Source organism: Microbacterium hominis (assembly GCF_013282805.1).
GTDB lineage: Bacteria > Actinomycetota > Actinomycetes > Actinomycetales > Microbacteriaceae > Microbacterium > Microbacterium hominis_B.
The window spans coordinates 2,218,733-2,244,623 of record NZ_CP054038.1; the positions used below are offsets into that span (position 1 = coordinate 2,218,733).

The window sequence follows — 25,891 nt, forward strand, 5'->3', positions numbered from 1 at the left end:
CCCGCGACTTTACCCGTCCGCGCGGGCCCGCCCGGTCCGTCCCGCGGATCCACTGGTGCGGCTCGCGGATCCGCTGGTGCGGCTCGCGGGCCGGCTGGTGCGGCTCGCGGATCCGCTGGTGCGGCCCGCCGGAGGAAGGGTGCGCGCGAAGGCCAGGAGCACGCCTGAGGCCAGGAGCACCGACAGCAGTGACGTGCCGCCCTGCGACATGAACGGCAGCGGCACCCCCAGCACGGGGAAGACGCGCAGCACGACGCCGATGTTGATGAGGGCCTGGCCGACGATCCACACCGTGATCGCTCCCGAGACGATGCGCACGAACGGGTCGTCCGTCTTGCGGATCACCTTGAAGGCGCCGACGGCGAACAGACCGAACAGCGCGAGAACCACGGTGCACCCGATGAGGCCGAGCTCCTCGCCGACGATCGCGAAGATGTAGTCGTTGGCCGCCGCGGGCAGCCAGTCGTACTTCTCCTTGGAGTTGCCCAGGCCGAGTCCGAAGATTCCGCCGTTGGCGAGACCCCAGATGCCGTGGAGCGGCTGATAGCAGTCGCCGTAGTAGTCGGCGAGGCAGTCGGAGTTGAGGAAGCTCATGATGCGGCGCATGCGGTCGGGACTCGCGATCGCGAATCCCGCCACGGCGATGGCAGCGGCGATCGCCGGCAGGATGAACAGCCGCAGCTTCACACCCGAGAAGAACAGTGCACCGAGGGTGATGAGCACGAGGATCATCGAGGTGCCGAGGTCGCGTCCGCCGAGCACGGTCGCGATGACGAGGATCGCCACCGGGATGACCGGCACGACCACGTGCTTCCACGATCCGAGGAGCGTCTGCTTGCGGAAGAGCACATAGCCCAGCCACAGCGCGAGGGCCAGCTTGAGGAACTCCGCGGGCTGGGCCTGGAGCCCGCCGATCATGATCCAGTTGCGGTTGCCGTACGCCTCGACCCCGAGCCCCGGCACGTACACGAGCATCTGGAAGGCGACCGCGATCATGAGCGCGGGCCACGCGATCCGCTTGAAGAAGACCAGCGGCAGCCGGCTCGTGATGAACATGAGCGGTACACCCAACAGGGCGAAGACCCCCTGCTTGGCCACCGCGTCCCAGGGCGGCGCCCCGTCGGCGATCGCCGTGGCGGAGGTCGCCGACAGCACCATTACCAGACCGAAGATGGTCAGCAGCAGCGCGGTCGAAGCGATGAGGAAGAACTCGCTCGGCACCGGCGCGAACACCCGTCCCAGCGACACGCGCGCGGCCAGTCCCCGCCGTCGGGGCGTGTCGGAGGCGGCTCCGTCGTCGGGGTCAGGCTCCGGGTGTCGAGGGCGCGTCCCCGGCGGTGTCGTGATCGCCACCGGTCCCCCTTCCGATCCGCTCGCGCACCGCGTCGGCGAAGCGCCGGCCGCGGTCGGCGTAGGACGAGAACTGATCGAAGGACGCCGCGGCGGGAGCCAGCAGAACCACACCCCCGTCACGGGCGACCCCGGTCGCGATCTCGACGACCCGCGCCATGACGTCTTCAGTCTGGGCGTGGTCGACCTCGAAGACCGGAACCGCCGGCGCGTGTCGCGCGAACGCGGTGACGACCTCGTCGCGCTCGGTGCCGATGACGATCGCCGCCGATGCGGCCGCGCCGCGGTCGGCGACCAGGCCCGAGATGTCGACGCCCTTGAGCAGGCCCCCGACGATCCACACCGCGCCCGGGTAGGCGGCCAGCGACGAGGCGGCCGCGTGCGGGTTGGTCGCCTTCGAGTCGTCGACCCACGTGATTCCCTCGTGGCGCGCGACGACCTCGATGCGGTGGGGGTCGAGGCGGAAGCCGCGCAGCGCGTCGCGGATCGCGGCGGGCGGAACCTCGAGCGAGCGCGCGAGCGCCGACGCGGCGAGGATGTTGGCCGCGATGTGCGGCGCGGCGAGCCCGCGCTCGGCGAGCTCGTCGACCGTGGTGAGCTCGAGAGCCGAGGTGCGGCGATCCTCCAGGAAGGCGCGGTCGACGAGGATGCCGTCCACGACGCCCAGGTCGCTCGGCCCCGGCACGCCGAGGTCGAAGCCGATCGCACGGGCGCCCTCGACGACGTCGGCGTCTTCGACCATCTCCCGCGTGGCGAGGTCGGACTTGTTGTACACGCACGCCACGCGCGTGTTGTCGTAGACGTGGGCCTTGGCGGCGCGGTACTCGGCGAACGAGCCGTGCCACTCGAGGTGGTCGTCGGCGAGATTCAGGCACACGCTCGCGTGCGGCGAGAGCGGGTCGGGACCCGTCTGCAGCCCGAGGTACCAGAGCTGGTGGCTCGACAGCTCGACGACGAGCGCGTCGAAGCCGGAGGGGTCGCGCACGGCATCCAGGACCGGCGTGCCGATGTTGCCCACGGGCGCGGCCCGCAGGCCGCCCTCCACGAGCATCGTCGCCGTCAGCCGCGTCGTCGTGGTCTTGCCGTTGGTGCCGGTGATGAGGATCCAGTCGGCAGGCGTGCCGTCGGCGCGCACGACCTTGTCGCGCACGCGCCAGGCCAGCTCGATGTCGCCCCAGAGGGCGATGCCCTGCTCGCGGGTCCATTCGACGACGGGATGCCGGGGCGCGAAGCCCGGCGAGGCGATGACCACCTCGGGGGCGAACGCCACGACCTCCTCGGGGACGCTCGCGAGGGGCCCCGTCCACAGTCGGGCGCCGATGACCGGAACCAGCCGCGCGTACTCCTCGTCGGCCTTCTCGGTGAGCACGAGCACCTCGGCGCCGAGCTCGGCGAGCGTGTCCGCCACCGAGAAGCCGGTGACGGAGAGGCCCAGCACGGCGACCCGCAGGCCCTTCCAGTCGGCGTGCCAGCTCGTCAGGGCGTCGAGGCGGGAAGCGACGCCGGTCATGTCGCGATCAGCCACTCTACGTAGAAGAACCCGACGCCCGACACCGCGAGCAGGCCCGCGATGATCCACATGCGCACCACGATCGTGATCTCGGGCCAGCCGCGCATCTCCAGATGGTGGTGGAACGGGCTCATGAGGAACAGGCGCTTGCCGCGCGTGGCCTTGAAGTAGAGGCGCTGAAGGATGACGGACCCCGGCGCGATGATGTAGACGCCCGCGACGAGCACGGCCAGCAGTTCGGTGCGGGTGAGGATCGCCATCGCCGCGATCACGCCGCCGATGGCCATCGACCCCACGTCGCCCATGAAGATCTGCGCCTTGGGCGCATTCCACCAGAGGAATCCGACGAGCGCCCCCACGAACGCTGCCGACACGATCGCCAGATCGAACGGGTCGCGCACGGAGTAGCACGCGGTCTGCACGCTCGGTGCGAGCGCTTCGCCGCCCGAGCACACCTGGTTGAACTGCCAGAACGCGATGAGGCTGTACGCGCCCGTCACGAAGATGCCGGCGCCGGCGGCCAGGCCGTCGAGACCGTCGGTGACGTTGGTGCTGTTGGAGAAGGCGACGCCGATGAACGAGACCCAGGCCATGTACAGCGCCCACCCGATGATCGGGCCGAGCGCCATGAACGAGAGCATCGGCACATCGCGGAAGATCGAGACGTACGGGGATGCCGGGGTCAGCCCCCACGCGTTGGGGAAGTTCAGCGCGACGACCGCGAAGACCACGGCGACGAGCACCTGACCGGCCACCTTGCGCCAGCCGGAGAGGCCGAGGCTGCGCTGGCTGCGCACCTTCATGTAGTCGTCGATGAACCCGACGACGCCGAAGCCGACCATCATCCACAGCACGAGCAGCCCGGAGATCGTGGGCGGGTTGTTGCCGGTGAACGATCCGACGAGATAGCCGACGATCGTGCCGGTGATGAAGATCGTGCCGCCCATCGACATGGTGCCGCGCTTGGCGCCGTGGCTGGGGTTGTGGACGTTCTCCGGCGTGCGGATGACCTGCCCCCATCCCCAGGCCCGGAACAGGCGCAGGAAGACCGGGGTGAGGAACAGGGTGAAGGCCAGCGAGATCGCCGCGGCCGTCAGGAGTGATCTCACGAGAAGGATTCTCCCAGACGATCGCCGAGGAACCTCAGGCCCGCGGAGTTGGAGGACTTGACGAGCACGCGATCGCCGTCGCGCAGTTCGCCCTGGAGGTAGTCGAAGGCCTCGTCGGCGGTCTCGAAGAACACCGCTTCGCCGTCCCACGAGCCCTGTGCGATGGCCTCGAGGTACATCCGGCGTGCGGGCGCTCCGATGATCACGATCCGCTGGATGCGCAGGCGCACGGCCAGGAGTCCGACGCGGTCGTGCTCCTCCTCGGAGTACTCCCCGAGCTCGCTCATGGCGCCGAGCACGGCCACGGTGCGCTGGTCGGGGCGGGTGATCTGCGCGAGGGTGCGCAGGGCCGCCGCCATCGAGTCGGGGCTCGCGTTGTAGGCGTCGTTGATGATCCGGACCCGGTCCGAGCCCAGCGGCTGCATGCGCCAGCGCTCGGCGAGCTCGACCTGCTCCAGCCGCGCGATGCAGTCGGCCAGCGACACGCCGAGCGCGGTGGCGGTCGCGATCGCCGCGAGGGCGTTCATGACGTGATGCTCGCCGAGCACGCGCAGCCGCAGCGGAAGGCTCTCGCCGTCGGCGGTCACCGTGCAGGTCGTGCCCTCGGCGGTCACCTCGACGTCGTCCGCGCGCACGTCGGCGGCCGCTCCGCGCGCGAACCAGCGCACCGTCGCACCGCGCTCGGCGGCGATGGGCGCCATGGCCGCCACGCGGGCGTCGTCGGCGTTGAGCACGGCGAGCCCTCCGGGGCGCACCGCGCGCACGAGCTCGGACTTCGCCGCGAACGTGGCCTCGATGCCGCCGAAGCCGCCGGCGTGGGCCATGCCCACCATCAGCACGACGCCGACATCGGGGGCGACCAGCCCGGCGAGTCGTGCGATCTCCCCGGGCCCGCTGGCCCCGAACTCGCTCACGAGGAAGCGGGTATCGGCACCGACGCGAAGCATCGTGAGCGGGGCGCCGACCTCGTTGTTGAACGAGGCCTTCGGCGACACGGTCTCACCCTCGGCCTCGAGGATTCGGGCGAGCATGTTCTTGGTGGTGGTCTTGCCGTTGGATCCGGTGATGCCGACCACGCGCAGGTCGCCGTCGCGACGCACGCGCGCGACGACCTCGCGGGCGAGGTCGGCGAGGGCGCCGACCGCGTCGGCCACGATGACCTGCGTGAGGTCGGCATCGACGATGTGCTCGACGACGGCCAGCGCCGCGCCGGCATCGGCGGCCTTGCCGACGAACAGGTGGCCGTCGGTGGTCTCGCCGGGCTTGGCGACGAAGATGTCGCCGGGTCCGATGAGGCGCGAGTCGGTGTCCACGGCGCCGGAGACGAGCGTCTCGGGCGTGTCGTCGCCGACGTAGACGGCTTCTCCGCCGACGGCGCGGGCGAGTTCTGCGATGGTGAGGGCGATCATGTCTTCTCCGGCCGGATCGGATGCCTCACCCGAACTCGGGGAGCATCTCCGGCGTCGTCGTCGAGGGCATCACGCGGTAGGTCTTGAGCACCTGCGTCATGGCCTTCTGGAACGCGGTGGCGTTGGCCGCAGACGACTTTACCTTCGACGGCTCATCGAGCGTGACCACGACGAGGTACTCGGGGTCGTCGGCGGGGGCGAACCCGATCATCGTGGTGAAGTACGCGCCGGCCTTGTATCGGCCGTTGCCGTCGGATTTCTCACCTGTGCCGGTCTTCCCCGCCACCCGGTACCCGGGGATCTCCACCGAGGTCGCGTAGTTGGCCTGCAGGAAGACGTTCTCGAGCATCGTGCGCATCTTCGCCGAGGTCGACGCGCTCACCACCTGCACCGGCTCGGGCAGGTCGGGCTCGGTCACCGTGCCGTCGGCCGACGTGCACGACTCGACGAGGCTGAGCGGCATGCGCAGGCCGTCGTTGGCGAGGGCGGCGTAGGCTCCCGCCAGCTCGGGCATCGTCGTGGTCAGGCCCTGCCCGTACGCGGTGTTGTAGACGGTCTGGTTGTCCCACTGCTCGACGGGGCGCAGCAGGCCGCTCTGCTCGTTGTGGAAGCCGACCGCGCTCCCCTGCCCGATTCCGAAGCGCTCGAGGTAGTCGAACCGGGTCTGTGTGGACACCTTCTCGCTGAACTTCGAGATGCCGGTGTTCGAGGAGTCGATGAGCACGCCCGCGAGCGTGTAGGTGAACGGGGCGTGCTGGTAGAAGTCGTTGACGCGCGCGCCGTTGGCGAAGCTCTCGCGGCTGGACGCGACGACGGTGGATGCCGGGCTCTGCCCGCCCGCGTCGATCACGGTCGCCGCGGTGAGCGCCTTGAACGTCGATCCCGGCTCGAACCATCCGCCGAAGATGCGGCTGCCGCGATCCGTGCTGTCGGAGGCGGTGACGTCGTTGGGATCGACGGAGGGATACTCCGCCGCCGCCCGGATCTTGCCGGTCGAGGTCTCGACGACCATGATCGCGCCGTTCTGGGCGCCCATCGCCTGGGTCTGCTCGCTGATGAGCTGCTGCATGTACCACTGCAGGTCGCGGTTGACCGTGAGCTGCAGCGTGCCGCCATTGACGGCGGGCTGCTCGGACTCGGTGCCCGGGATGATCACGCCGTCCTTGCCGCGCTGGAAGCTGACCCGGCCGTCGGTCGCATCGAGGCAGGTCTGCTGGGTGAGCTCCAGGCCCGCCTGCGGACCCTCCGACCCCATGTAGCCCACGAGGTTGCCGCCGACCGCACCGTCGGGGTACATGCGGGCGGGATGCTGATCGAAGGTGAGGTACGGGGCGCCGATCGCCGCGAGCGCACGATACTGCTCGGTGGTCAGCCCGCGATCGAGGTAGGCGAACTGCGACGCCGCGTTCTCGGCGAGGGCGTCGGCGACCGCCTGGCGGATCTGCGCGGCATCCTGACCGGTGATCTCGGCCATCTCGGCGGCCGCCTGCTCCCAGGGCACCCGCTCGGTCTCGCCCTCGGCACCGCCCTCGACCGACCGTACGAAGCCGCCGTTCTCCTCGTAACCGGTGATGTTGAGGGGATCGAGCACGCCGTCGTACATGAGCACGCTCCCGGCGAGGGTCTGTCCGGTCTCGTCGACGATCGAGCCGCGCGTGCCGTACAGCGTGCGGCTGGCGGCGAGTGCGCGCTCCATCGAGTCGTCGATGTGCTCCCCCGCGTTGACCACCTGGATGTCGACGAGGCGGACGATGAACCCCGAGAGGATCGCGAGCACGACCGCGAGGGCGACCACCGTGCGAGGACGCGGACTGCGTGTGATGCGCGTGGTCATGGGCTCAGTGTGTGCTCGGGGTCGGCAGTCCGTCGGTCAAGGGCGGCGGCGTGTCGGCGACCGCTCCCCCGTCGCCGGTGACCACCGGCACGCCTTCGATGGTCGCGGCGGGGTCGGTGACCAGCGGTGTCTCGGTGATGAGGGCGTTCGGCACGGAGCCGCGGCCGAGGGCATCCACCGACGAGCCGGCGCCCGCGGCGCCACCCGAGCCGAGCAGCGCTCCGTCGCTGAGCCTCAGGTAGCTGGGCGACTCGTCGATCACCATGCCCAGCGCAGCGGCGTTGGCTGCGAGGTACTGCGGCGAGCCGAGGCCTGCGACCTCGTCGTAGAGGATCTGCTTCTGCCAGGTCAGCTCGCGCTGCTGCTGGGTCAGCGTCGACAGCTCGTAGGAGCCCTGGGTCGTGAGGATCGAGAGCACCATCTGGGCCGCGCCGATCGACAGCGCGCACATCAGCGCGATGATCCCGTAGGTGAGCCTCGGGCGCCGAAGGCGTGCCGGGGCGTCGACGACGCGCAGACGCCGCGCGGGCGCATCGTGCCGGATCGGGGCGAGTGTGGTCGCCGCAGCGGTCGCGGTCATGCCGCTCATCGCGCCTCCCTCAATCTCTCAGCGGCGCGCAGGCGCACCGGAGTGGCTCGCGGATTGACCGCGCGCTCCTCTTCTGTGGCCAGCTCGGCACCTTTGACGAGCAGTCGGAATCGGGGGGCGTGCTCGGGCAGCTCCACGGGGAGTCCGCGCGGCGCGGTCGATGCCGACGCCGCCGCGAACTCGCGCTTGACGAGCCGGTCTTCGAGGGACTGATACGACAGCACGACGATGCGCCCGCCGACGGCGAGCGTGTCGAGGGCCGCGGGCACCGCCCGCTCGAGCACCGACAGCTCCCGGTTGACCTCGATGCGCAGCGCCTGGAACACCCGCTTGGCGGGGTGCCCGGAACGCTGCACCGCGTGCGGTGTCGCCGCCACGAGGATCTCGACGAGCCGACCGGAGCGCTCGATCGGCGCCTCGGCGCGTGCGGCGATGATGGCCCGCGCGTAGCGGGCGGCGAGCTTCTCCTCGCCGTACCGCTCGAAGATGCGCCGCAGATCGCCCTCGCCGTAGGTCGCCACGATGTCGGCGGCGGTGGTGCCCGCCGTCTGGTCCATGCGCATGTCCAGCGGTGCGTCCTGCGCGTAGGCGAAGCCGCGATCGGCGACGTCGAGCTGGAGCGAGGAGACGCCGAGGTCGAACAGGATCCCGTCGACCGCGGACACGCCCGCCCCGCGCACCGCCTCGGCGATGCCGTCGTACACCGTGTGCACGAGCGTCACGCGGTCGCCGAAGGGCGCGAGCCGCTCGCCCGCGATGCGCAGGGCGTCGGTGTCGCGATCCAGGCCGATCAGGTGGATGCCGGGGAACCGGTCGAGGAACGCCTCGGAGTGGCCGCCCATGCCGAGTGTGGCATCGACCAGCACGGCGCCGGGGCGCTCGAGGGCGGGGGCGAGCAGCTCGACGCAGCGGTCGAGCATGACGGGGGTGTGGATGTCGCGGAGATTCATGGTGGAGCGGGGTGGAGTTCTTCTTTCCGGTCCCCCGGTCCTGATCCCCATCCGCTCTGACCTGGCGCCGGGGAAGTGCGACAGGGCGGGAGCGGCTGGGAGTCAGGACCGGGGGCACGGATCAGAACAGGCCCGGAATCACCTCCTGCTCGAGCTCGGCGTACGACTCTTCGTTCGCCTCGGCGTAGGCGTTCCACGCGTCGGCGTTCCAGATCTCGGCGTGGGCTCCCACGCCGGTGACGACGAGCTCGCGCTCGAGGCCGGCGTAGGCGCGCAGCGATTGCGGGATGGTGATGCGGTTCTGGCTGTCGGGGGTCTCGGCGCTGGCTCCGGAGAGGAACATGCGCAGGAAGTCGCGGGCCTGCTTGTTCGCGAGGGGGGCTTCGCGAATGCGCTCGTGCACGCGCTCGAACTCCTGCGTGGAGAACACGTAGAGGCAGCGATCTTGACCGCGGGTGACGACGACGCCGCCACCCAGGTCTTCACGGAACTTCGAGGGGAGGATCACCCGGCCTTTGTCATCGAGCTTGGGTGTGTGCGTGCCGAGAAGCATCTGCACCTCACCCCCTTCACCCGACCCCCCGATCGGATGTGCGCCACATTACTCCACTTTCCTCCACTTCACCACCACTCGGATGGCGTTCTCCTCCCCCGGCGCTCCCCGGAGCCCGCCGAACGCAAAAAAGCACCGACCCGAAGGTCGGTGCTTTCGTGCAGGCGCCGCGCGCTCAGCGCAGCGGGATCGAGACGGGGGCCGCTGTCAGCGCTCCCCCTGCCGGCGGTCCCAGCGATCGTTCATGCGATCCATGAACGACGAGCCGCCGCGCGGCTTGGGCGCGCTCGGCGGCGCGGAGGCGTCGCGCGGTCGCGGGATCGCGGACCGGGTCGGCGTGACCGCGAGCACGACGCCCGCGAGCATCACGGCGAACCCGATGACGCCGACGGCGACGAGCGGCAGCGCGACTCCGACGAGGAGTCCGCCCAGTCCCAGCAGCACGAGGACCGTGCCGTAGACGATGTTGCGGTAGCTCAGCGAGCGACCGTCACGGGGCGCGCTGACGACATCTGCGTCGTTGCGCATGAGATGGCGCTCCATCTCGTCGAGCAGGCGCTGCTCCTGTTCGGAGAGTGGCATGCATCCCCCTCTGTTGGCTTTCGTGCGTTGATTCTACGCGTGCGGTTGATCACTAGGCTAGGCCCGTGCCACCCTCGGAAGCGCCCGTTGAGCAGATTTCTCAGCGACTCGACACTTTTCTCCGGTTCGCGCGAGAGGAGACGGCGCCGTTCGGCGCGGAGGCGCGTCTGCTCGTGGATGCCGCGGCTGCCGCGCTGCGCGGAGGCAAGCGCTTGCGCGGACGCTTCTGCGTCGCCGGCTGGCGTGCCGTCGCGAGCCCCGAGACGGCCGCGGGCCCTCTTCCCGATCCGGTCGCCAGCGCCGCCGCCGCCCTCGAGGTCTTCCATGCCGCAGCCCTCGTGCACGACGACCTCATCGACAACTCCGACACCCGTCGCGGCCGCCCCTCCGCGCACCGCGCCCTCCAGGCCGCGCATGCCGCTGCCGGATGGAGCGGCGGCGCGGAGGCCTTCGGGCGCTCGGCCGCGATCCTCCTCGGCGACCTGCTCGTCGCGTGGAGCGACGACCTGTTCGAAGAGGGGCTGCGCGCAGCATCCACTCCCCTGGCCGCCGCTGCGCGCGCGCAGTTCGCCGCGATGCGACGCGAGGTGACGCTGGGCCAGTTCCTCGACATCGCAGAGGAGTCCGCCTTCGCCACCGAGCCCGACGATCGTCACGCAGAGCGCGCCCTGAGGGTCGCGTCGATGAAGTCCGCGCGGTACAGCGTGCAGCAGCCCCTCTCCATCGGGGGCGCCCTCGCGGGCGCCGACGACATGCAGGCCGCCGCGCTGGCCGCGTTCGGCCACCCGGTCGGCATGGCGTTCCAGTTGCGCGATGACGTGCTCGGCGTCTTCGGCGACGAGGCCGTCACCGGCAAGCCCTCGGGCGACGATCTGCGCGAGGGCAAGCGCACAGTGCTCATCGCCTACGCACGGGAGGCGCTCGAGGCGGATGCCCGCGCCGAAGTCGATCGGCTCCTCGGCGATCCGGGCCTCGGCCCGGACGAGGTCGCGGCGCTGCAGCGCACCATCATCGACACCGGCGCGCTCGCGCGCGTGGAGGAGCTCATCGACCGCTACGCGGCCGAAGCCGAGGCGGCGCTGCCGGGTTCGAGCCTGGATGAGGCCGCGCTCGAAGATCTGCGCGACCTCGCACGCGCGGCCACGGTGCGATCGACCTGAGTCCGGGGTGAGCGCGCTCGCCCCGAGGAGTGCCGCGCGGACTCAGGCCAGCGTGCGCGCGACGCGACGCACTTCGCTCTTGCGACCGGCCTGGAGGGCCTCGATCGGCGCGATGCCGATCGATTCCTCGGCGCTCAGCAGCCAGTCGATGGCCTCGTCATCGGTGAAGCCCGCGTCGTGGAGCACGATCACGGTGCCGCGCAGCGAGCTCAGGGGGCGCCCGTCCTGAAGGAAGACGGCGGGCACCTTGAGCACGCCGTCGCGGCGCGATCCCACCAGGTGCGACTCGTCCAGGAGCCGACGCACACGCCCGAGCGGTTCGTCGAGGATCTCGACGAGGTCGGGAAGGGTCAGCCAGTCGGTCTCGATGCGTGAGGGGCTGTCATCGGTCACCTAGCAACTATGGCACGCACCCGCATCGACCATCGCCGTCACATCTTTCACATCCGTCGCTCGAGCACCTTCCTATACCAGCAGTTGACAGCCGTATACATCCGTGACACGGTTTTCGAAGTCGACAGAGGGGGGAACTCTTGCGACCCGATCGCCGGAACCGACTGCGCCCTGCGCGCACCATCGCCGCGGGACTGCCCGCCGCCATCGTGGGATCGATCGCGATCTCCCTCACCGCGGCGCCCGCCGCCGGAGCCCTGGAGGTCCGCGAGGGTCGCGACGCGCCTCGCGTGAAACCGCTCGCCGCGGCGGTGCCCGCGGCTCCCGCTTCGGCGTCTGCTGCGGCTGTGGCCGCGCCCGCCCCCGCCGTCACCGCGCTGCGGGCTCCGGCGGCGACGGCGCCGACGACGTACACCGTGCGCCGCGGCGACACCGTCTCGGCGATCGCCGTGCGGTTCGGGCTGCGCACCGCCGACGTGCTCGCGCTCAACGGGCTCACGTGGCGCTCGGTGATCTACCCGGGCCAGGTGCTCAAGCTCACCGGCGCCGCCGCGGCGGCTCCCGCCGCCCCCGCCACGGCCACCCCGGCTCCGGTGTCGGCCTCCTACACCGTGCGCGCCGGTGACACCGTCAGCGCGATCGCCTCCCGCCACGGCGTGACGACGGCCGCAGTGCTGTCTGCCAACAAGCTCAGCTGGTCGTCGATCATCTACCCCGGCCAGAAGCTCGTGATCCCGGGCAAGACGACGTCGGTCTCGACGCCGGCTGCCGCACCGGCGGCCCCGAGCACGCCCGCACCGGCGGCCCCGAGCACGCCCGCACCGGCGACCTCGGGCACGTACGTGGTCAAGGCGGGAGACACCGTCAGTGCGATCGCCTCCCGCCATGGCGTCACCACCACGGCCGTGCTCACGGCCAACAGGCTCAGCTGGTCGTCGATCATCTACCCCGGCCAGAAGCTCACGATCCCCGCGAAGTCGGTGGCGGGACTCAATGCCGAACAAGCGGAGAACGCCCGCCTGATCATCCGCATCGGCCGTGAGCTCGGCGTCCCCGATCGCGGCATCGCGATCGCCCTGGGAACGGCGATGCAGGAGTCGTGGATCCGCAACCTCGATTGGGGCGACCGCGACTCGCTCGGCCTGTTCCAGCAGCGGCCGAGCAGCGGCTGGGGCACTCCGGCGCAGCTGCGCGACCGCTCGCACGCGATCCGCGCGTTCTACGGCGGCCCGTCGGACCCGAACGGATCGCGCACCCGGGGTCTGCTCGACATCCCCGGCTGGCAGAGCATGTCGTTCGCGGCGGCCGCGCAGGCCGTGCAGATCTCCGCCTACCCCGACCGTTACGCGAAGTGGGAGAAGCCGGCGTACCAGTGGCTGGCCGCTCTGGGCTGATGTGCACGCTCACCCCCGGCATCCACTGCGATGGATGCCGGGGGTGAGCCGTTCCGCGGGCTCACGGCTTCGAATCCGTACACTCGGAGGGTGAGCACGAGTCAGCAGACCGACCCGCTGATCGGCCGTCTCGTCGACGGTCGATACCGGGTGCGTGCTCGCATCGCGCGCGGGGGCATGGCCACGGTGTATGTCGCCACCGATCTGCGCCTGGAGCGGCGCGTCGCCCTCAAGGTGATGCACAGTCACCTCAGCGACGACACGGTGTTCCAGAGCCGGTTCATCCAGGAGGCCCGCGCCGCGGCCCGGCTGGCCGACCCGCACGTCGTGAACGTCTTCGACCAGGGCCAGGACGGCGAGATGGCCTACCTGGTGATGGAGTACCTCCCCGGGATCACCCTGCGCGATCTGCTCCGCGAGCAGCGACGGCTGACCGTGCCGCAGGCGGTGTCGATCATGGATGCCGTGCTCTCGGGCCTGGCCGCCGCCCACCGTGCGGGGATCGTGCACCGCGACGTGAAGCCCGAGAACGTGCTCCTCGCCGAAGACGGCCGTGTCAAGATCGGCGACTTCGGGCTCGCACGCGCCACGACCGCGAACACGGCGACCGGGGCGCAGCTGCTCGGCACGATCGCCTACCTCGCCCCCGAACTGGTCACGCGCGGCACGGCCGACGCGCGCAGCGACATCTACGCGCTCGGCATCATGCTCTACGAGATGCTCGTCGGCGAGCAGCCGTACAAGGGCGAGCAGCCGATGCAGATCGCCTTCCAGCACGCCACCGACTCGGTGCCTCGCCCGAGCGCCAAGAACCCCGGTGTGCCCGAGCCGCTCGACGAGTTCGTGCTGTGGGCGACCGAGAAGAATCCCGACGAGCGCCCGGTCGATGCCCGGGAGATGCTCGAGAAGCTCCGGCAGATCGAGCGCGAGCTCGGCATCACGCCCCAGATCACACGCACGGCGCCGATCAAGACCATCGTCGAGCACACGCCGACGGGCGAGATGACCGCCGTGATGCCGATGGCGGCGACGGGGCCGACCGCCGCGGTCGACGAGGACGACAACGCCGCCCGGCTGCGCCGCTCCACTCGTCGCCGCTCCACCCGCGGCGCGTGGCTGCTCGCGATCGTGCTCGTGCTCGCCGTGATCGCCGGCGGCGCCGGCTGGTGGTTCGGCTCCGGCCCGGGCTCGCTCGTGGCGGTGCCCTCGCTGGAGAACCTCACCTTCGATCAGGCCAGGAGCCGTCTCGCGGAGGACTCGCTCCAGGCGGTGGAGGCGGGGCGCAGCAGCCTCGACGTGGAGCCCGGTCTCGCGATCGGCAGCGATCCCGACGCGGGCGAGCGCCTCGACAAGAACGCGGAGGTCGTCGTGTTCATCTCCACCGGACCGCAGCCGGTGCAGCTGGACGGCCTCATGGGCCGCACCGAGGACGAGGCGCGCACCGTACTCGGGGACAACGTCATCGGCGTCGAGGACGAGAACACCGAGTTCTTCACCGATGCCTCCGCCGGCACCGTCGTGGGCGTGCTCATCCACCCCCGCGCCGGCGGCGACGACATCGCCTGCGGCGAGGGCTGCGCGATCCACCAGGGCGACACCGCCACGCTGTGGGTGTCGGTGGGGCCCGTGCCCGCGGTGGCGGGCATGTCGGAGCAGGACGCCCGCAACGCCCTCCAGGAGGCAGGCCTCGAGGTCTCCGACGACGTGACCCGCACCTCCAGCGACTCCGTCGCCGAGGGGGTCGTCATCGGCCTGGAGCCGCGTCCCGTCGCGGGCAGCTGGCGCCCCGGCGAGACGGCTCAGCTGATCGTGTCGACCGGTCCCCCGCGCTTCCCGATCCCCGGTGTGGTCGGCCTGACCCGCGACGAGGCGAAGGCGGCGCTGGAGGCCGAGGGCTTCGTCGCGAACTGGGCCCTCTTCTGGAATGCCGTGCCCAACGGCCTCACCGAGGTGACGAGCCAGGACCTGCCCGAGGGAGACCTCCGCGTGCGGGGCACGGAGGTCTACCTCCAGATCACCGTCACCGGCTGACCAGCTCGGGTCAGCGCGGCAGCTTCTCCAGCTCCTCGGCCACGAGGAACGCGAGCTCGAGCGACTGCATGTGGTTCAGGCGCGGGTCGCACAGCGACTCGTAGCGGGTCGCGAGGGTGGCCTCGTCGATCATCTCGGAACCGCCCAGGCACTCGGTGACGTCGTCGCCGGTGAGCTCGACGTGGATGCCGCCGGGGAAGGTCCCCGTGACGCGGTGCGCCTCGAAGAATCCGCGCACCTCGTCGACGACGTCGTCGAAGCGACGGGTCTTGTAGCCGGTGGGCGTCGTGATGCCGTTTCCGTGCATGGGGTCGGTGACCCACAGCGGCGTGGCGCCCGAGTCCTTGACGGCTTCCAGCAGCGGCGGGAGAGCGTCGCGGATCTTGCCCGCGCCCATGCGGGTGATGAAGGTGAGGCGCCCCGGCTCGCGCTGCGGGTCGAGCTTGTCGATGAGCGCCAGCGCGGTCTCGGGCGTGGTCGTCGGGCCCAGCTTGACGCCGATGGGGTTGCGGATCTTCGAGAAGTAGTCGACGTGCGCACCATCGAGGTCGCGCGTGCGCTCCCCGATCCACAGGAAGTGCGCCGACGTGTTGTACGGCGTGCCCGTGCGGGAATCGATGCGGGTGAGCGGGCGCTCGTAGTCCATGAGCAGGCCCTCATGGCCGGTGTAGAACTCGACGCGCTTGAGCTCGTCGAAATCGGCGCCGGCGGCCTCCATGAACCTGATCGCCCGGTCGATCTCGGTCGCGAGGCCCTCGTAGCGGGCGTTCGCGGGGTTCTGCGCGAAGCCCTTGTTCCACGAGTGCACCTCACGCAGGTCGGCGAAGCCGCCCTGCGTGAACGCGCGGATGAGATTGATGGTCGACGCGGCCGTGTGGTAGCCCTTCAGCAGGCGCTGCGGGTCGGCCTGTCGGGAGCCCGAGGTGAAGTCGTAGCCGTTGACGATGTCGCCGCGGTACGCCGGCAGCGTGACCTCGCCACGGGTCTCGGTGTTGCTCGAGCGGGGCTTGGCGAACTGCCCGGCCATGCGGCCCATCTTGACGATGGGCATCGAGGCGCCGTAGGTGAGCACGACCGCCATCTGCAGCACCGTCTTGATGCGGTTGCGGATCTGCTCGGCCGTCGCGCCCGCGAAGGTCTCGGCGCAGTCGCCGCCCTGCAGCAGGAACGCCTTGCCCGACGCGGCGCGCGCGAGCCGATCGCGGAGGTTGTCGACCTCGCCGGCGAACACGAGCGGGGGCAGGGTGGCGAGCTCTGCCGAGGCGGCGGCAACCGCGTCGGCGTCGGGCCACTCGGGCTGCTGCTTGATGGGCAGTGTCCGCCAGTGGTCGAGCGCGTCGGGCGTCTGGAGCATCCGGCAATTCTATCGGGGTGGATGCCGCGCCCGGCGCCGTATGACGGTGCGGGCGCGCGCGGAGCGCGGGTCAGCGCGCGGTCTTGAGGCGGTCCTTCACGGTCGAGGCGTAGACGTCCTCGTACTCCTGCTCGCCCAGCCGCTGCAGCGCGACCATGATCTCGTCGGTGATGGAGCGCAGGATGTACCGGTCGCTCTCCATGCCGGCGAACCGCGAGAAATCGAGGGGCTCGCCGATCACCACGCCCACCCGCACCACACGCGGGATGCGCTGGCCGATCGGCATCATCGTGTCGGTGTCGACCATGATCACCGGCACGACGGGCACGCCCGCCTCGAGCGCCATTCGGGCGATGCCGGTGCGGCCGCGGTAGAGCTTGCCGTCGGGGCTGCGGGTGCCCTCCGGATAGATGCCGAGCAGGTTCCCGCCGCCGAGCACCTGGAGGCCCGTGTTCAACGATGCCTCCGAAGCCTTGCCGCCCGACCTGTCGATCGGCAGCTGTCCCGTGCCCTTGAAGAACACGCGCGTGGCCCAGCCCTTGAGGCCCTTGCCGGTGAAGTAGTCGCTCTTGGCGAGGAACGACACCGGCCTGTCGATCATGAGCGGCAGGATGATCGAATCCACGAAGGAGAGGTGGTTGCTGGCGAGGATCGCTCCGCCGGCCGAGGGAACGTTGCGCCGGCCGACGATCCAGGGACGGAAGATCCCCTTGACGAGCGGTCCGATGACCACGTACTTCATCAGCCAGTAGAACAACGCTGCTCCCGTGCTGTCAGCCGTCGATCTCGGCGAGATCGGCGGCGCCGATGAGCCCCGCGTCGTTTCCGAGCTGGGCGATGGCGAACTGCGCGATCGGCCGGTCGCCGTAGCCGGGCAGCGAGGTCTCGTAGGCGAGCCGCACCGGTGCCAGCAGGTCTTCGCCCAGCTGTGCGACCCCGCCGCCGATCACGAAGAGCTCGGGGTCGAGGGCGGCCTGGAAGCCGCCGCATGCCTCGCCGAGCGCCGTCGCGACGCGTCGAAGGGCCTCGATGGCGCCTTCGTCGCCGGCGAGCACGAGGCGCGACACCGACGGGCCGCTGATGTGCCCCTTCTCCTCGCGCAGCGCCGCGAGGCCGGCGCCGATCCCGCCCGCGTCGGCGATCGCATTCGCCTCGCGCTGCAGCGCGCGACCCGATGCGTACTGCTCGAGGCATCCGTGCTGCCCGCACCCGCACGGAAGGCCGTCGCGGGTGAAGCGCACGTGGCCGAGTTCGCCGCCGATGCCGTGCCCGCCTCGGTAGAGCTTTCCGTCCAGCACGACCGCGCCGCCCACGCCCGTACCCATGGTGAGCATGATCATGTGCTCGACGTCACGGCCGGCCCCGAAGCGGAACTCGGCCCAGCCGGCAGCGTTGGCGTCGTTCTCGATCGTGACCGGCTTGCCGATGCCCGCTTCGAGCGTCGCCTTGAGCGGCTCGTTGCGCCAGGCGATGTTGGGCGCGTGGATGACGACGGCGCGGTCACGGTCGATGAATCCCGCGGCGGCGACGCCCACGGCGGCGACCTCGTGCCGCGCGGACAGGTGCAGTGTCATGTCGACGACCGCCTGTGCGAGCTCGCTCGTATCGACAGGGGTGTCGACCCGCAGCTTCTCGACGATGCGCCCCTCGGCATCCACGACTCCCCCGGCGATCTTCGTTCCGCCGATGTCGATTCCGACGCGTAGCACCGCACTCCTCTCCGGCCGGCGCACCCGCGACGGCGCCTCAAAGTCTAGTCAGGCCGCCGTGGTCCACAGGGCCCCCGACAGCCGCGTGACGCTCGACTAGACTCGGCACAGAACTTCACCCGAGCAATCAGACCGGTACCGAAGGAGTTGCCGTGGTTCAATTCGACGTCCCCCCGATCGTGCCTGCCGACCCGCAGGCCAATATCACCGACCTTCTCGTCCAGCGTGTCAAGGCCACGCCGGATCTGGCGCTGTTCGCCGTGCCCGCCGGCGACGGCTGGCGCGACATCACCGCCGCCGAGTTCCAGCGGCAGGTGATCGCCCTGGCCAAGGGCTTCGTCGCCGGTGGCATCGAGCCCGGCGACAAGGTGGGCTTCATCGCCCGCACCACCTATGACTGGACGCTGGTCGACTTCGCGCTGTTCTATGCCGGCGCGGTCATGGTTCCCATCTACGAGACCAGCTCGGCATCCCAGATCGCCTGGAACCTGACCGACTCGGGCGCCATCGCCTGCATCGCGGAACTCCCCGACCACACGGCGCGCATCGAGGAGGCCCGGGGCGAACTCCCGCTCGTGCGCAACGTCTGGAGCATGCACGCCGGCGACCTCGACAGGCTGGTGTCCGAGGGCGCCGACGTCGCCGACGAGGAGATCGAGCGGCGCCGTTCGATCGCGAACGGCGCCGACATCGCGACTCTGATCTACACGTCCGGCTCGACCGGGCGGCCCAAGGGGTGCGTGCTCACGCACAGCAACTTCGTCGAACTCGTCCGCAACGCGGCGAAGTCGAACCACGAGGTCTTCGAGACGCCCGGGGCTTCCACGCTGCTGTTCATCACGACGGCGCACGTCTTCGCGCGCTTCATCTCCATCCTGGACATCCACGCGGGCGTGAAGACCGGACACCAGCCCGACACGAAGCAGCTCCTGCCGGCACTCGGCTCGTTCAAGCCGACGTTCCTCCTGGCCGTGCCGCGCGTGTTCGAGAAGGTCTACAACTCGGCCGAGCAGAAGGCCGAAGCGGGCGGCAAGGGCAAGATCTTCCGCGCCGCCGCCGCCACCGCGATCGAGCACTCCACCCTCACGCAGGAGGGCAGGAAGGTCCCGTTCGGCACGAAGGTGAAGTTCGCGCTGTTCGACCGGCTCGTCTACTCGAAGCTGCGCACCGCGATGGGCGGTCAGGTCGCGTACGCCGTGTCGGGCTCGGCCCCGCTCGGACCGCGTCTCGGGCACTTCTTCCACAGCCTCGGCGTGACGATCCTCGAGGGCTACGGCCTCACCGAGACCACGGCGCCCGCGACCGTCAACCAGGCGCGCATGTCGAAGATCGGAACGGTCGGCCCCGTGATCCCGGGTGTGGGCGTCCGACTCGCCGATGACGGCGAGATCGAGGTGCGGGGCATCAACGTCTTCAAGGAGTACTGGCGCAACCCCGAGGCCACGGCCGCGGCGTTCGACGGCGAGTGGTTCAAGACCGGCGACATCGGCGCATTCGATGACGAGGGCTTCCTCACGATCACCGGACGAAAGAAGGAGATCCTCGTCACGGCGGGCGGCAAGAACGTCGCACCGGCCGCCCTCGAGGACCCGATCCGCGCCAACCCGATCGTCGGACAGGTCGTCGTGGTCGGCGACCAGAAGCCGTTCATCGCGGCGCTGGTCACCCTCGACCCGGAGATGCTGCCGACGTGGCTCGCCAACAACGGCCTGTCCGCGAACATGTCGCTCGCCGACGCCGCCGCGAATGACGCCGTGCGTGCCGAGGTGCAGAAGGCCATCGACCGGGCCAACGCCGGCGTGTCGCGCGCGGAGTCGGTGCGCAAGTTCACGATCCTCGACTCCGAGTGGACCGAGGCCAGCGGTCACCTGACGCCGAAGATGAGCATCAAGCGCAACGTCATCCTCGCCGACTTCGCCGCCGAGATCGACGCCATCTACACGGTGCCGGCCGACACGACGAACGTCTCGCTGGCGTAACCGAGACCACGAAGAAGCCCCGGGCGATGCCCGGGGCTTCTTCTTCGTCTGGAGGTCGGACCTCGAGACGCGCGATTCGCGGGCTGGTCGATGTCGACCCGTCGCGCGTCAACGCGGCGTCGCCATATTGCTCCGCCGTCGTCAGAACCAGTCGGACTCGCGGATCTCGCGCATCGCGACCCGGCGCTCCTCCGGCGTGAGCCGCTGGAGGTACAGCATGCCGTCGAGGTGATCGGTCTCGTGCTGCAGGGCCTGGGCCATGAGCCCCTCCCCCTCGAGCACGACCTCCGCACCGTCGAGGTCGGTGCCGACGACCTTCGCGTACGGATAGCGCACGGCGTCGTGCCAGAGACCGGGAACGGAGAGGCATCCCTCGCCGATCGCCTCCGGCTCGCCCGACACCTCGACGAGCACGGGATTGAGCACGTACCCGATGACGCCGTCGACGTTGTACGAGAAGGCTCGGAGCCCGACGCCGATCTGCGGCGCGGCGACGCCGGCGCGTCCGGGAACCTCGACGGTGTCGAGCAGGTCGCGCACGAGGGCGCGCACGCCGTCATCGACGACGCCGATCGGAGCGCTCACGGACTTCAGCACCGGGTCGCCGAAGACCCGGATCGGACGGACCGCCACGGTCTACGCGGCGGCCGGAAGGGCGCGCAGGCCCTCGACGACGGCGGCTGCGAGCTCACGCGCCGCGAGCCGGGTCGCCGGCTGCAGGTCACGGAACAGGATCGCGCTGCCCGCCGCGATGTGCGGGTCGTACGGTACGCGCACCACCGCGCGCACACGCGAGCGGAAGTGGGACTCGAGCTCCTCGGGACGAACGAGCGGGGTTCCCGGCCGCGCGTTGTTGAGCACCACGACCGCGCCGCGCACCTTGTCGGCGTGACCGTTGGTCTCCAGCCACGTGAGCGTCTCGGATGCGAGGCGGGCCTCGTCGACGCTGAGCCCCGTCACGATCACGATCTGGTCCGCACGATCGAGGGTCGCCCCCATCACGGAGTGGACGATGCCGGTGCCGGTGTCGGTGAGGACCACGGAGTAATAGTGCGCGGCCAGCGCGGCGACGTTCTGATAGTCGTCGTCGTTGAAGGCCTCCGAGACCCGAGGGTCGGAGTCCGACGCCACCACGTCCAGCCGCGTCTCGTCACGGGCGACGATCGCCGACAGGTCGTTGTAGCCGACGACATCGCCGCTCACGCGGACCAGGTCGCGCACGGTCTTGCCGCTGGAGCGCGCGATGCGCTCGGCCAGCGTGCCGCGATCGGGGTTGGCGTCGACGGCGATGATGCGATCGTCGCGCGCGTCGGCGAGAGCCATGCCGAGCAGCGTGGTGACGGTCGTCTTGCCGACGCCGCCTTTCCGCGAGAGCACGGGCACGAAGCGGGCCACGCCGTTCAGGGGCGCCGCGATGCGACGATCGAGGTCCTTGCGGGCGCGGGCGCGCTTGCTGTCGCCGAGGTTGATGCGGTGGCCGGAGATCGAGTAGACGAACTGCTGCCACGCGCCCTCGGGCTCGGACTTGACGACCTGGTGCGGATCGAGCAGACGGTCGGCGGTGAGGAGGTCGGCCGTCTCGCGGTCCGCCTCGAACTCGCCGATGCGCTTCGACGTGAGGGCGACCTCGACGCGCTGCTGCGCGCGCTCGACGGCGCGCGCCGGCACGCTGCCGGTGTGCTGGGCCTCGCGGCGGCTCGCCGGCGTCGAGGCCGGTCGGCGCGCGGGCGTGGACTCAGGGGACTTCTTCTCGGTCACAGCAGGCTCCTCGACCTCTCCGTCCGTCTCTGCGACTGTAGCGATCTCCGCCGCCGTCGGCACCTGCTCGGCGTCCTCGACGGTCGGCGACGCGACCTCCGGCTCGGTCTCGACCTCCGGCTCGGTCTCGACCTCAGGCTCGGTCTCGACAACCTGGCCGGTCTCGACAACCGGCTCCGCTTCGACGACCGGCTTGACGACCGGCTCGGCGGCAGGTTCGGGGGTCGGCTCGGAAACGTGCTCCGGCGTGGCCGCGGGCTCCGGCTCGGCGTGCTCCGGCTCGGGCACGACGACCACGAACGGCTCGCGCGCGATGGGCGCGGCATCCACCATCGACGCGACCGCGAACGGGCCCGCCTCATCCGCCGCAGGACCAGCGGCGCCGTCTTCGGTCGGAACATCGTCCTCGACGACATCGGCGTCGGTCACGTCCTCGTCGGCGTCGCCGTACGGCGCGAAGACGTCGTGCGACTCCGGCCCGCCTTCGGCCTCGATGATCTCGGCCTCGGCGGTCTCGAGCGCCGGCTCGTAGGCGACCTCATCGCCGATCACGTCGTCGTCGGCGAGTTCGTCGTCATCGCCGAGAGGCAGCGACACGCTGACCTGCTCCGTCGCGCCGCCGAGGATCCCCAACGACGTCGTCTCGAGGCTTCCGGTGTCGCTGAGCACGCCGTTGAGCGGTTCGTCGTCGTTCGGCGTGTGGTCGGGGTGATCGGACGTCACGAGGGCGTACTCCTGAGGGCTGAAGCGGGGTGCGGCCTGCAGGCCGCGCCCTCCAGGCTAATGTGCGGGGCGGACGACGACCAAAAGGTCGCCGGCGTCGACCTGCTGGGTCGCGCCGATCGCGATCCGCTCGACCACGCCGTCGACGGGGGCCGTGATGGCCGCCTCCATCTTCATCGCCTCGATCGACGCGACGGGCTGCCCGGCGCTCACGGTGTCGCCGATCGCGCTCTTGATCGTCACCACGCCCGAGAAGGGCGCCGCCACCTGACCGGGCTTGGTCGTGTCGGCCTTCTCCGCCTGACGGCTCTCCACCTCGATGCTCCGGTCGCGCACGAACACCGGACGCAGCTGCCCGTTGAGCGTGGTCATGACCGTGCGCATGCCCTTGTCGTCGGCCTCGCCGATCGCTTCGAGCCCCACGAACAGCTGCACGCCGCGCTCGATCTCGACCACGTGCTCGGACCCGGGAGCGAGACCGTAGAGGTAGTCGGACGTGTCGAGCACGCTGAGGTCGCCGAAGACGTCGCGCGCCTGCTGGAACGCGCGGGTCGGCGCGGGGAACAGCAGCGTGTTGAGCATCTCGCGGCGTTCGGCCGATTCGCCCTCGAGCGCCGCCGCCTCCGCAGCCGTGAGCGGCGTGACCCCGACTTTCACGTCGCGGCCCTGCAGCACCTTGCTGCGGAAGGGCTCCGGCCAGCCGCCGGGGAGGTCGCCGAGCTCGCCCGCCATGAAGCCCACCACCGAATCGGGCACGTCGTACTTCTCCGGGTTGGCGGCGAAGTCGTCGGGATCGGCCTTGACGGCCGCCAGGTGCAGGGCGAGGTCGCCGACGACCTTCGACGACGGCGTCACCTTCGGGACGCGGCCGAGGATGCGGTCGGCCGCCGCGTACATGTCCTCGATGAGCTCGAAGTCCTCCGACAGCCCCAGCGCGATCGCCTGCTGGCGCAGGTTCGAGAGCTGCCCGCCCGGGATCTCGTGGTGGTAGACACGGCCGGTGGGTCCGGGCAGCCCCGACTCGAACGGCCGGTAGAGGTGGCGCACGGCCTCCCAGTACGGCTCGAGGTCGCTCACGGCCCCGAGGTCGATTCCGGTGTCGCGGTCGGTGTGCGACAGCGCCGCGACGAGAGCCGACAGCGACGGCTGGCTCGTGGTGCCCGACATCGGGGCGGCGGCGGCGTCGACCGCGTCGGCACCCGCCGCCGACGCGGCCAGCAGGGTCGCGAGCTGCCCGCCGGCAGTGTCGTGGGTGTGGACGTGCACGGGAAGGTCGAACCGCTCGCGCAGCGCCGACACGAGCTTCGCGGCCGCTGCGGGGCGCAGGAGGCCCGCCATGTCCTTGATGGCGAGGACGTGGGCTCCGGCATCCACGATCTGGTCGGCCAGACGCAGGTAGTAGTCGAGGGTGTAGAGGTCCTCGGCGGGGTTCAGCAGATCGCCCGTGTAGCAGACGGCCACCTCGGCGACGGCGGTGCCGGTCTGCAGCACCGCGTCGATCGCCGGGCGCATCTGCGACACGTCGTTGAGCGCGTCGAAGATGCGGAAGATGTCGATGCCGGCCGTGGCGGCCTCGCGCACGAAGGCGTCGGTGACCTCGGTGGGATACGGCGTGTAGCCGACGGTGTTGCGCCCGCGCAGCAGCATCTGGATCGCCACGTTGGGAAGCGCCGTGCGGAGGCGGTCGAGGCGCTCCCACGGGTCCTCGCCGAGGAAGCGGAGCGCGACGTCGTAGGTCGCGCCGCCCCAAGCCTCCACGGACAGCAGCTGCGGGGCCATGCGGGCGACGTACGGGGCGACCGTGACGAGGTCCTTCGTGCGCACGCGCGTGGCCAGCAGCGACTGGTGCGCGTCACGGAACGTGGTCTCGGTGACCCCGAGCGCGGTCTGCGCGCGCAGGGCGCGGGCGAAGCCTTCCGGGCCCAGCTCCTGCAGCCGCTGGCGGGAGCCGGCCGGCGCCTCGGCCGCGAGGTCGAGGGTCGGGAGCTTGACCCGGGGGTCGAGGCTCACGGGGTTCTCGCCGTTCGGCTTGTTCACCGTGGTGTCGACCAGCCAGTTGAGGATCTTCGTGCCGCGGTCCTTGGACTCGCGGCCCTTGAGCAGGTCGGGGCGCTCATCGATGAACGACGTGCTGACGTCGCCCGCCACGAATGCGTCGTCGTCGAGCACGGCCTGCAGGAAGGGGATGTTGGTGGAGACGCCGCGGATGCGGAACTCCGCCAGCGCACGCCGGGCGCGCACGACGGCGGCCCCGAAATCGCGCCCGCGGCAGGTGAGCTTCGCCAGCATCGAGTCGAAGTGCGGACTGATCTGCGAACCCGCCGCCGTCGTGCCGCCGTCGAGCCGGATGCCCGCACCGCCAGGGGACCGGTAGGTCGTGATCTTTCCGGTGTCGGGCCGGAACCCCTGGGTGGGGTCCTCGGTCGTGATGCGGCACTGCAGGGCCGCACCACGCAGGTGGATGCGATCCTGCGTGAGACCGAGTTCGTCGAGGGTCTGTCCGGCGGCGATGCGCATCTGCGACTGCACGAGGTCGACGTCGGTGACCTCTTCGGTGACGGTGTGCTCGACCTGGATGCGCGGGTTCATCTCGATGAAGACGACCTCGCCGGTGCGCGGTCCCGCCGTCTCGAGCAGGAACTCCACCGTGCCCGCGTTCTCATAGCCGATCGATTCGGCGAAGGCCACCGCGTAGCCGTGGAGGGCGGTGCGCACGCTGTCGTCGAGGTTCGGCGCCGGCGCGATCTCGATCACCTTCTGGTGGCGGCGCTGCACCGAGCAGTCGCGCTCGAACAGGTGCACCGTGGTGCCCGCCTTGTCGGCGAGCACCTGGACCTCGACATGCCGGGGGCGCTGCACGGCCTGCTCGAGGAAGACGCGGGCGTCGCCGAAGGCGCTGCCCGCCTCGCGCATCGCCTCGGCCAGCGCCGGGGCCAGCTCGGGCTTGCTCTCCACCCGCCGCATGCCGCGTCCGCCGCCGCCGGCGACGGCCTTGACGAAGATCGGGAAGCCGATGTCGTCGGCCTGCGCGACGAGGGCGTCGACGTCGTCGGAGGCCTCGGTCGAGCGCAGCACGGGCACCCCGGCGGCGACCGCGTGCTGCTTGGCGGTGACCTTGTTGCCCGCCATCTCCAAGACGGCGGCCGGCGGTCCGATGAAGGCGATGCCGTTGGCCGCGGCCTTCTCAGCCAGCTCCGGGTTCTCGGAGAGGAATCCGTAGCCCGGGTAGATCGCGTCGGCGCCGGCTTCGAGGGCGACCCGCACGATCTCATCCACGTCGAGGTAGGCGCGGACGGGATGCCCGATCTCCCCGATCTGGTACGCCTCGTCGGCCTTCAGCCTGTGGAGCGAATTGCGATCCTCGTAGGGGAACACCGCGACGGTGCGGGCTCCGAGCTCGTACGCGGCGCGGAACGCACGAATGGCGATCTCTCCGCGGTTGGCCACCAGGATCTTGTTGAACATGCGCACCTCGTCGAGCATCGCTGGATCGGGCTGAGTGTG

Annotated in this window: 20 protein-coding genes; 4 read left to right on the forward strand and 16 right to left on the reverse strand. The window is 70.6% G+C overall.

Annotated features, from left to right (window positions below; all coding sequences use genetic code 11):
* Positions 1-9 precede the first annotated feature (9 nt).
* The 9 genes from ftsW to HQM25_RS10055 form a co-directional block, all read right to left on the reverse strand.
* Positions 10-1,353: a putative lipid II flippase FtsW gene (ftsW, locus tag HQM25_RS10015; RefSeq protein WP_438803596.1), complete on the reverse strand. Its 1,344-nt coding sequence runs from the start codon at positions 1,351-1,353 to the stop codon at positions 10-12.
* The gene (gene murD, locus HQM25_RS10020; RefSeq protein ID WP_172990104.1) at positions 1,304-2,860 is read right to left on the reverse strand and encodes a UDP-N-acetylmuramoyl-L-alanine--D-glutamate ligase; all 1,557 of its coding nucleotides are present in this window, start codon (positions 2,858-2,860) and stop codon (positions 1,304-1,306) included. The genes ftsW and murD overlap by 50 nt, the downstream gene beginning before the upstream one ends.
* Entirely contained in the window at positions 2,857-3,969 is a 1,113-nt protein-coding gene (mraY, locus tag HQM25_RS10025) for a phospho-N-acetylmuramoyl-pentapeptide-transferase (RefSeq protein ID WP_172990105.1), read from the reverse strand. The genes murD and mraY overlap by 4 nt, the downstream gene beginning before the upstream one ends.
* Positions 3,966-5,378 carry a UDP-N-acetylmuramoyl-tripeptide--D-alanyl-D-alanine ligase gene (locus tag HQM25_RS10030; protein ID WP_172990106.1) on the reverse strand — a complete coding sequence of 471 codons (1,413 nt, stop codon included), beginning with the start codon at positions 5,376-5,378 and terminating at the stop codon, positions 3,966-3,968. Before HQM25_RS10030 ends, mraY begins: the two co-directional genes overlap by 4 nt.
* A gap of 25 nt (positions 5,379-5,403) precedes the next feature.
* Positions 5,404-7,212 (reverse strand): peptidoglycan D,D-transpeptidase FtsI family protein, encoded by a 1,809-nt coding sequence (locus HQM25_RS10035; RefSeq protein WP_172990107.1) that lies wholly within the window; start codon positions 7,210-7,212, stop codon positions 5,404-5,406.
* A 4-nt stretch (positions 7,213-7,216) separates the two neighbouring features.
* Positions 7,217-7,801 (reverse strand): hypothetical protein, encoded by a 585-nt coding sequence (locus HQM25_RS10040; RefSeq protein ID WP_172990108.1) that lies wholly within the window; start codon positions 7,799-7,801, stop codon positions 7,217-7,219.
* Positions 7,798-8,751, reverse strand: a complete 954-nt coding sequence (gene rsmH / locus HQM25_RS10045) for a 16S rRNA (cytosine(1402)-N(4))-methyltransferase RsmH (protein WP_172990109.1) — start codon at positions 8,749-8,751, stop codon at positions 7,798-7,800. The genes HQM25_RS10040 and rsmH overlap by 4 nt, the downstream gene beginning before the upstream one ends.
* A gap of 121 nt (positions 8,752-8,872) precedes the next feature.
* Entirely contained in the window at positions 8,873-9,304 is a 432-nt protein-coding gene (gene mraZ, locus HQM25_RS10050) for a division/cell wall cluster transcriptional repressor MraZ (protein WP_172991607.1), read from the reverse strand.
* Positions 9,305-9,511: 207 nt separating this feature from the next.
* Complete coding sequence (locus HQM25_RS10055) at positions 9,512-9,886, reverse strand: DUF3040 domain-containing protein (protein ID WP_172990110.1); 375 nt, start codon at positions 9,884-9,886, stop codon at positions 9,512-9,514.
* A gap of 65 nt (positions 9,887-9,951) precedes the next feature.
* Between HQM25_RS10055 and HQM25_RS10060 the strand changes: the two genes are divergently transcribed.
* Positions 9,952-11,046 carry a polyprenyl synthetase family protein gene (locus tag HQM25_RS10060; protein WP_172990111.1) on the forward strand — a complete coding sequence of 365 codons (1,095 nt, stop codon included), beginning with the start codon at positions 9,952-9,954 and terminating at the stop codon, positions 11,044-11,046.
* 42 nt (positions 11,047-11,088) lie between these two features.
* Here HQM25_RS10060 and HQM25_RS10065 read toward each other — a convergent pair whose 3' ends face one another.
* Positions 11,089-11,439: an Rv2175c family DNA-binding protein gene (locus HQM25_RS10065; protein ID WP_254359256.1), complete on the reverse strand. Its 351-nt coding sequence runs from the start codon at positions 11,437-11,439 to the stop codon at positions 11,089-11,091.
* A gap of 194 nt (positions 11,440-11,633) precedes the next feature.
* On the opposite strand from HQM25_RS10065, the gene HQM25_RS10070 reads away from it, so the two are divergent.
* A complete protein-coding gene (locus HQM25_RS10070; protein WP_172991609.1) occupies positions 11,634-12,833 on the forward strand; it encodes a LysM peptidoglycan-binding domain-containing protein in 1,200 nt (399 codons plus the stop codon).
* Positions 12,834-12,923: 90 nt separating this feature from the next.
* The gene (gene pknB / locus HQM25_RS10075; protein ID WP_172990112.1) at positions 12,924-14,864 is read left to right on the forward strand and encodes a Stk1 family PASTA domain-containing Ser/Thr kinase; all 1,941 of its coding nucleotides are present in this window, start codon (positions 12,924-12,926) and stop codon (positions 14,862-14,864) included.
* A 10-nt stretch (positions 14,865-14,874) separates the two neighbouring features.
* Here the strand turns inward: pknB and HQM25_RS10080 are convergent, their stop codons facing one another.
* The 3 genes from HQM25_RS10080 to HQM25_RS10090 form a co-directional block, all read right to left on the reverse strand.
* Positions 14,875-16,218 carry a class II 3-deoxy-7-phosphoheptulonate synthase gene (locus HQM25_RS10080; RefSeq protein ID WP_172990113.1) on the reverse strand — a complete coding sequence of 448 codons (1,344 nt, stop codon included), beginning with the start codon at positions 16,216-16,218 and terminating at the stop codon, positions 14,875-14,877.
* Positions 16,219-16,288: 70 nt separating this feature from the next.
* Positions 16,289-16,975, reverse strand: a complete 687-nt coding sequence (locus HQM25_RS10085; protein ID WP_172990114.1) for a lysophospholipid acyltransferase family protein — start codon at positions 16,973-16,975, stop codon at positions 16,289-16,291.
* A 16-nt stretch (positions 16,976-16,991) separates the two neighbouring features.
* On the reverse strand, positions 16,992-17,927 hold the full coding sequence (locus tag HQM25_RS10090; RefSeq protein WP_172990115.1) for an ROK family glucokinase: 936 nt from the start codon (positions 17,925-17,927) through the stop codon (positions 16,992-16,994).
* Positions 17,928-18,079: 152 nt separating this feature from the next.
* Here HQM25_RS10090 and HQM25_RS10095 point away from each other — a divergent pair, with 152 nt between their 5' ends.
* Positions 18,080-19,906 (forward strand): AMP-dependent synthetase/ligase, encoded by a 1,827-nt coding sequence (locus tag HQM25_RS10095; RefSeq protein WP_172990116.1) that lies wholly within the window; start codon positions 18,080-18,082, stop codon positions 19,904-19,906.
* A gap of 141 nt (positions 19,907-20,047) precedes the next feature.
* Here the strand turns inward: HQM25_RS10095 and HQM25_RS10100 are convergent, their stop codons facing one another.
* The 3 genes from HQM25_RS10100 to HQM25_RS10110 are packed head-to-tail and all read right to left on the reverse strand — an operon-like array spanning position 20,048 to position 25,852.
* Complete coding sequence (locus HQM25_RS10100) at positions 20,048-20,539, reverse strand: peptide deformylase (RefSeq protein WP_172990117.1); 492 nt, start codon at positions 20,537-20,539, stop codon at positions 20,048-20,050.
* A 3-nt stretch (positions 20,540-20,542) separates the two neighbouring features.
* Positions 20,543-22,387 (reverse strand): MinD/ParA family ATP-binding protein, encoded by a 1,845-nt coding sequence (locus HQM25_RS10105; protein WP_172990118.1) that lies wholly within the window; start codon positions 22,385-22,387, stop codon positions 20,543-20,545.
* Between the two features lie 57 nt (positions 22,388-22,444).
* Complete coding sequence (locus HQM25_RS10110; RefSeq protein ID WP_172991610.1) at positions 22,445-25,852, reverse strand: pyruvate carboxylase; 3,408 nt, start codon at positions 25,850-25,852, stop codon at positions 22,445-22,447.
* Between the last annotated feature and the right edge of the window lie 39 nt (positions 25,853-25,891).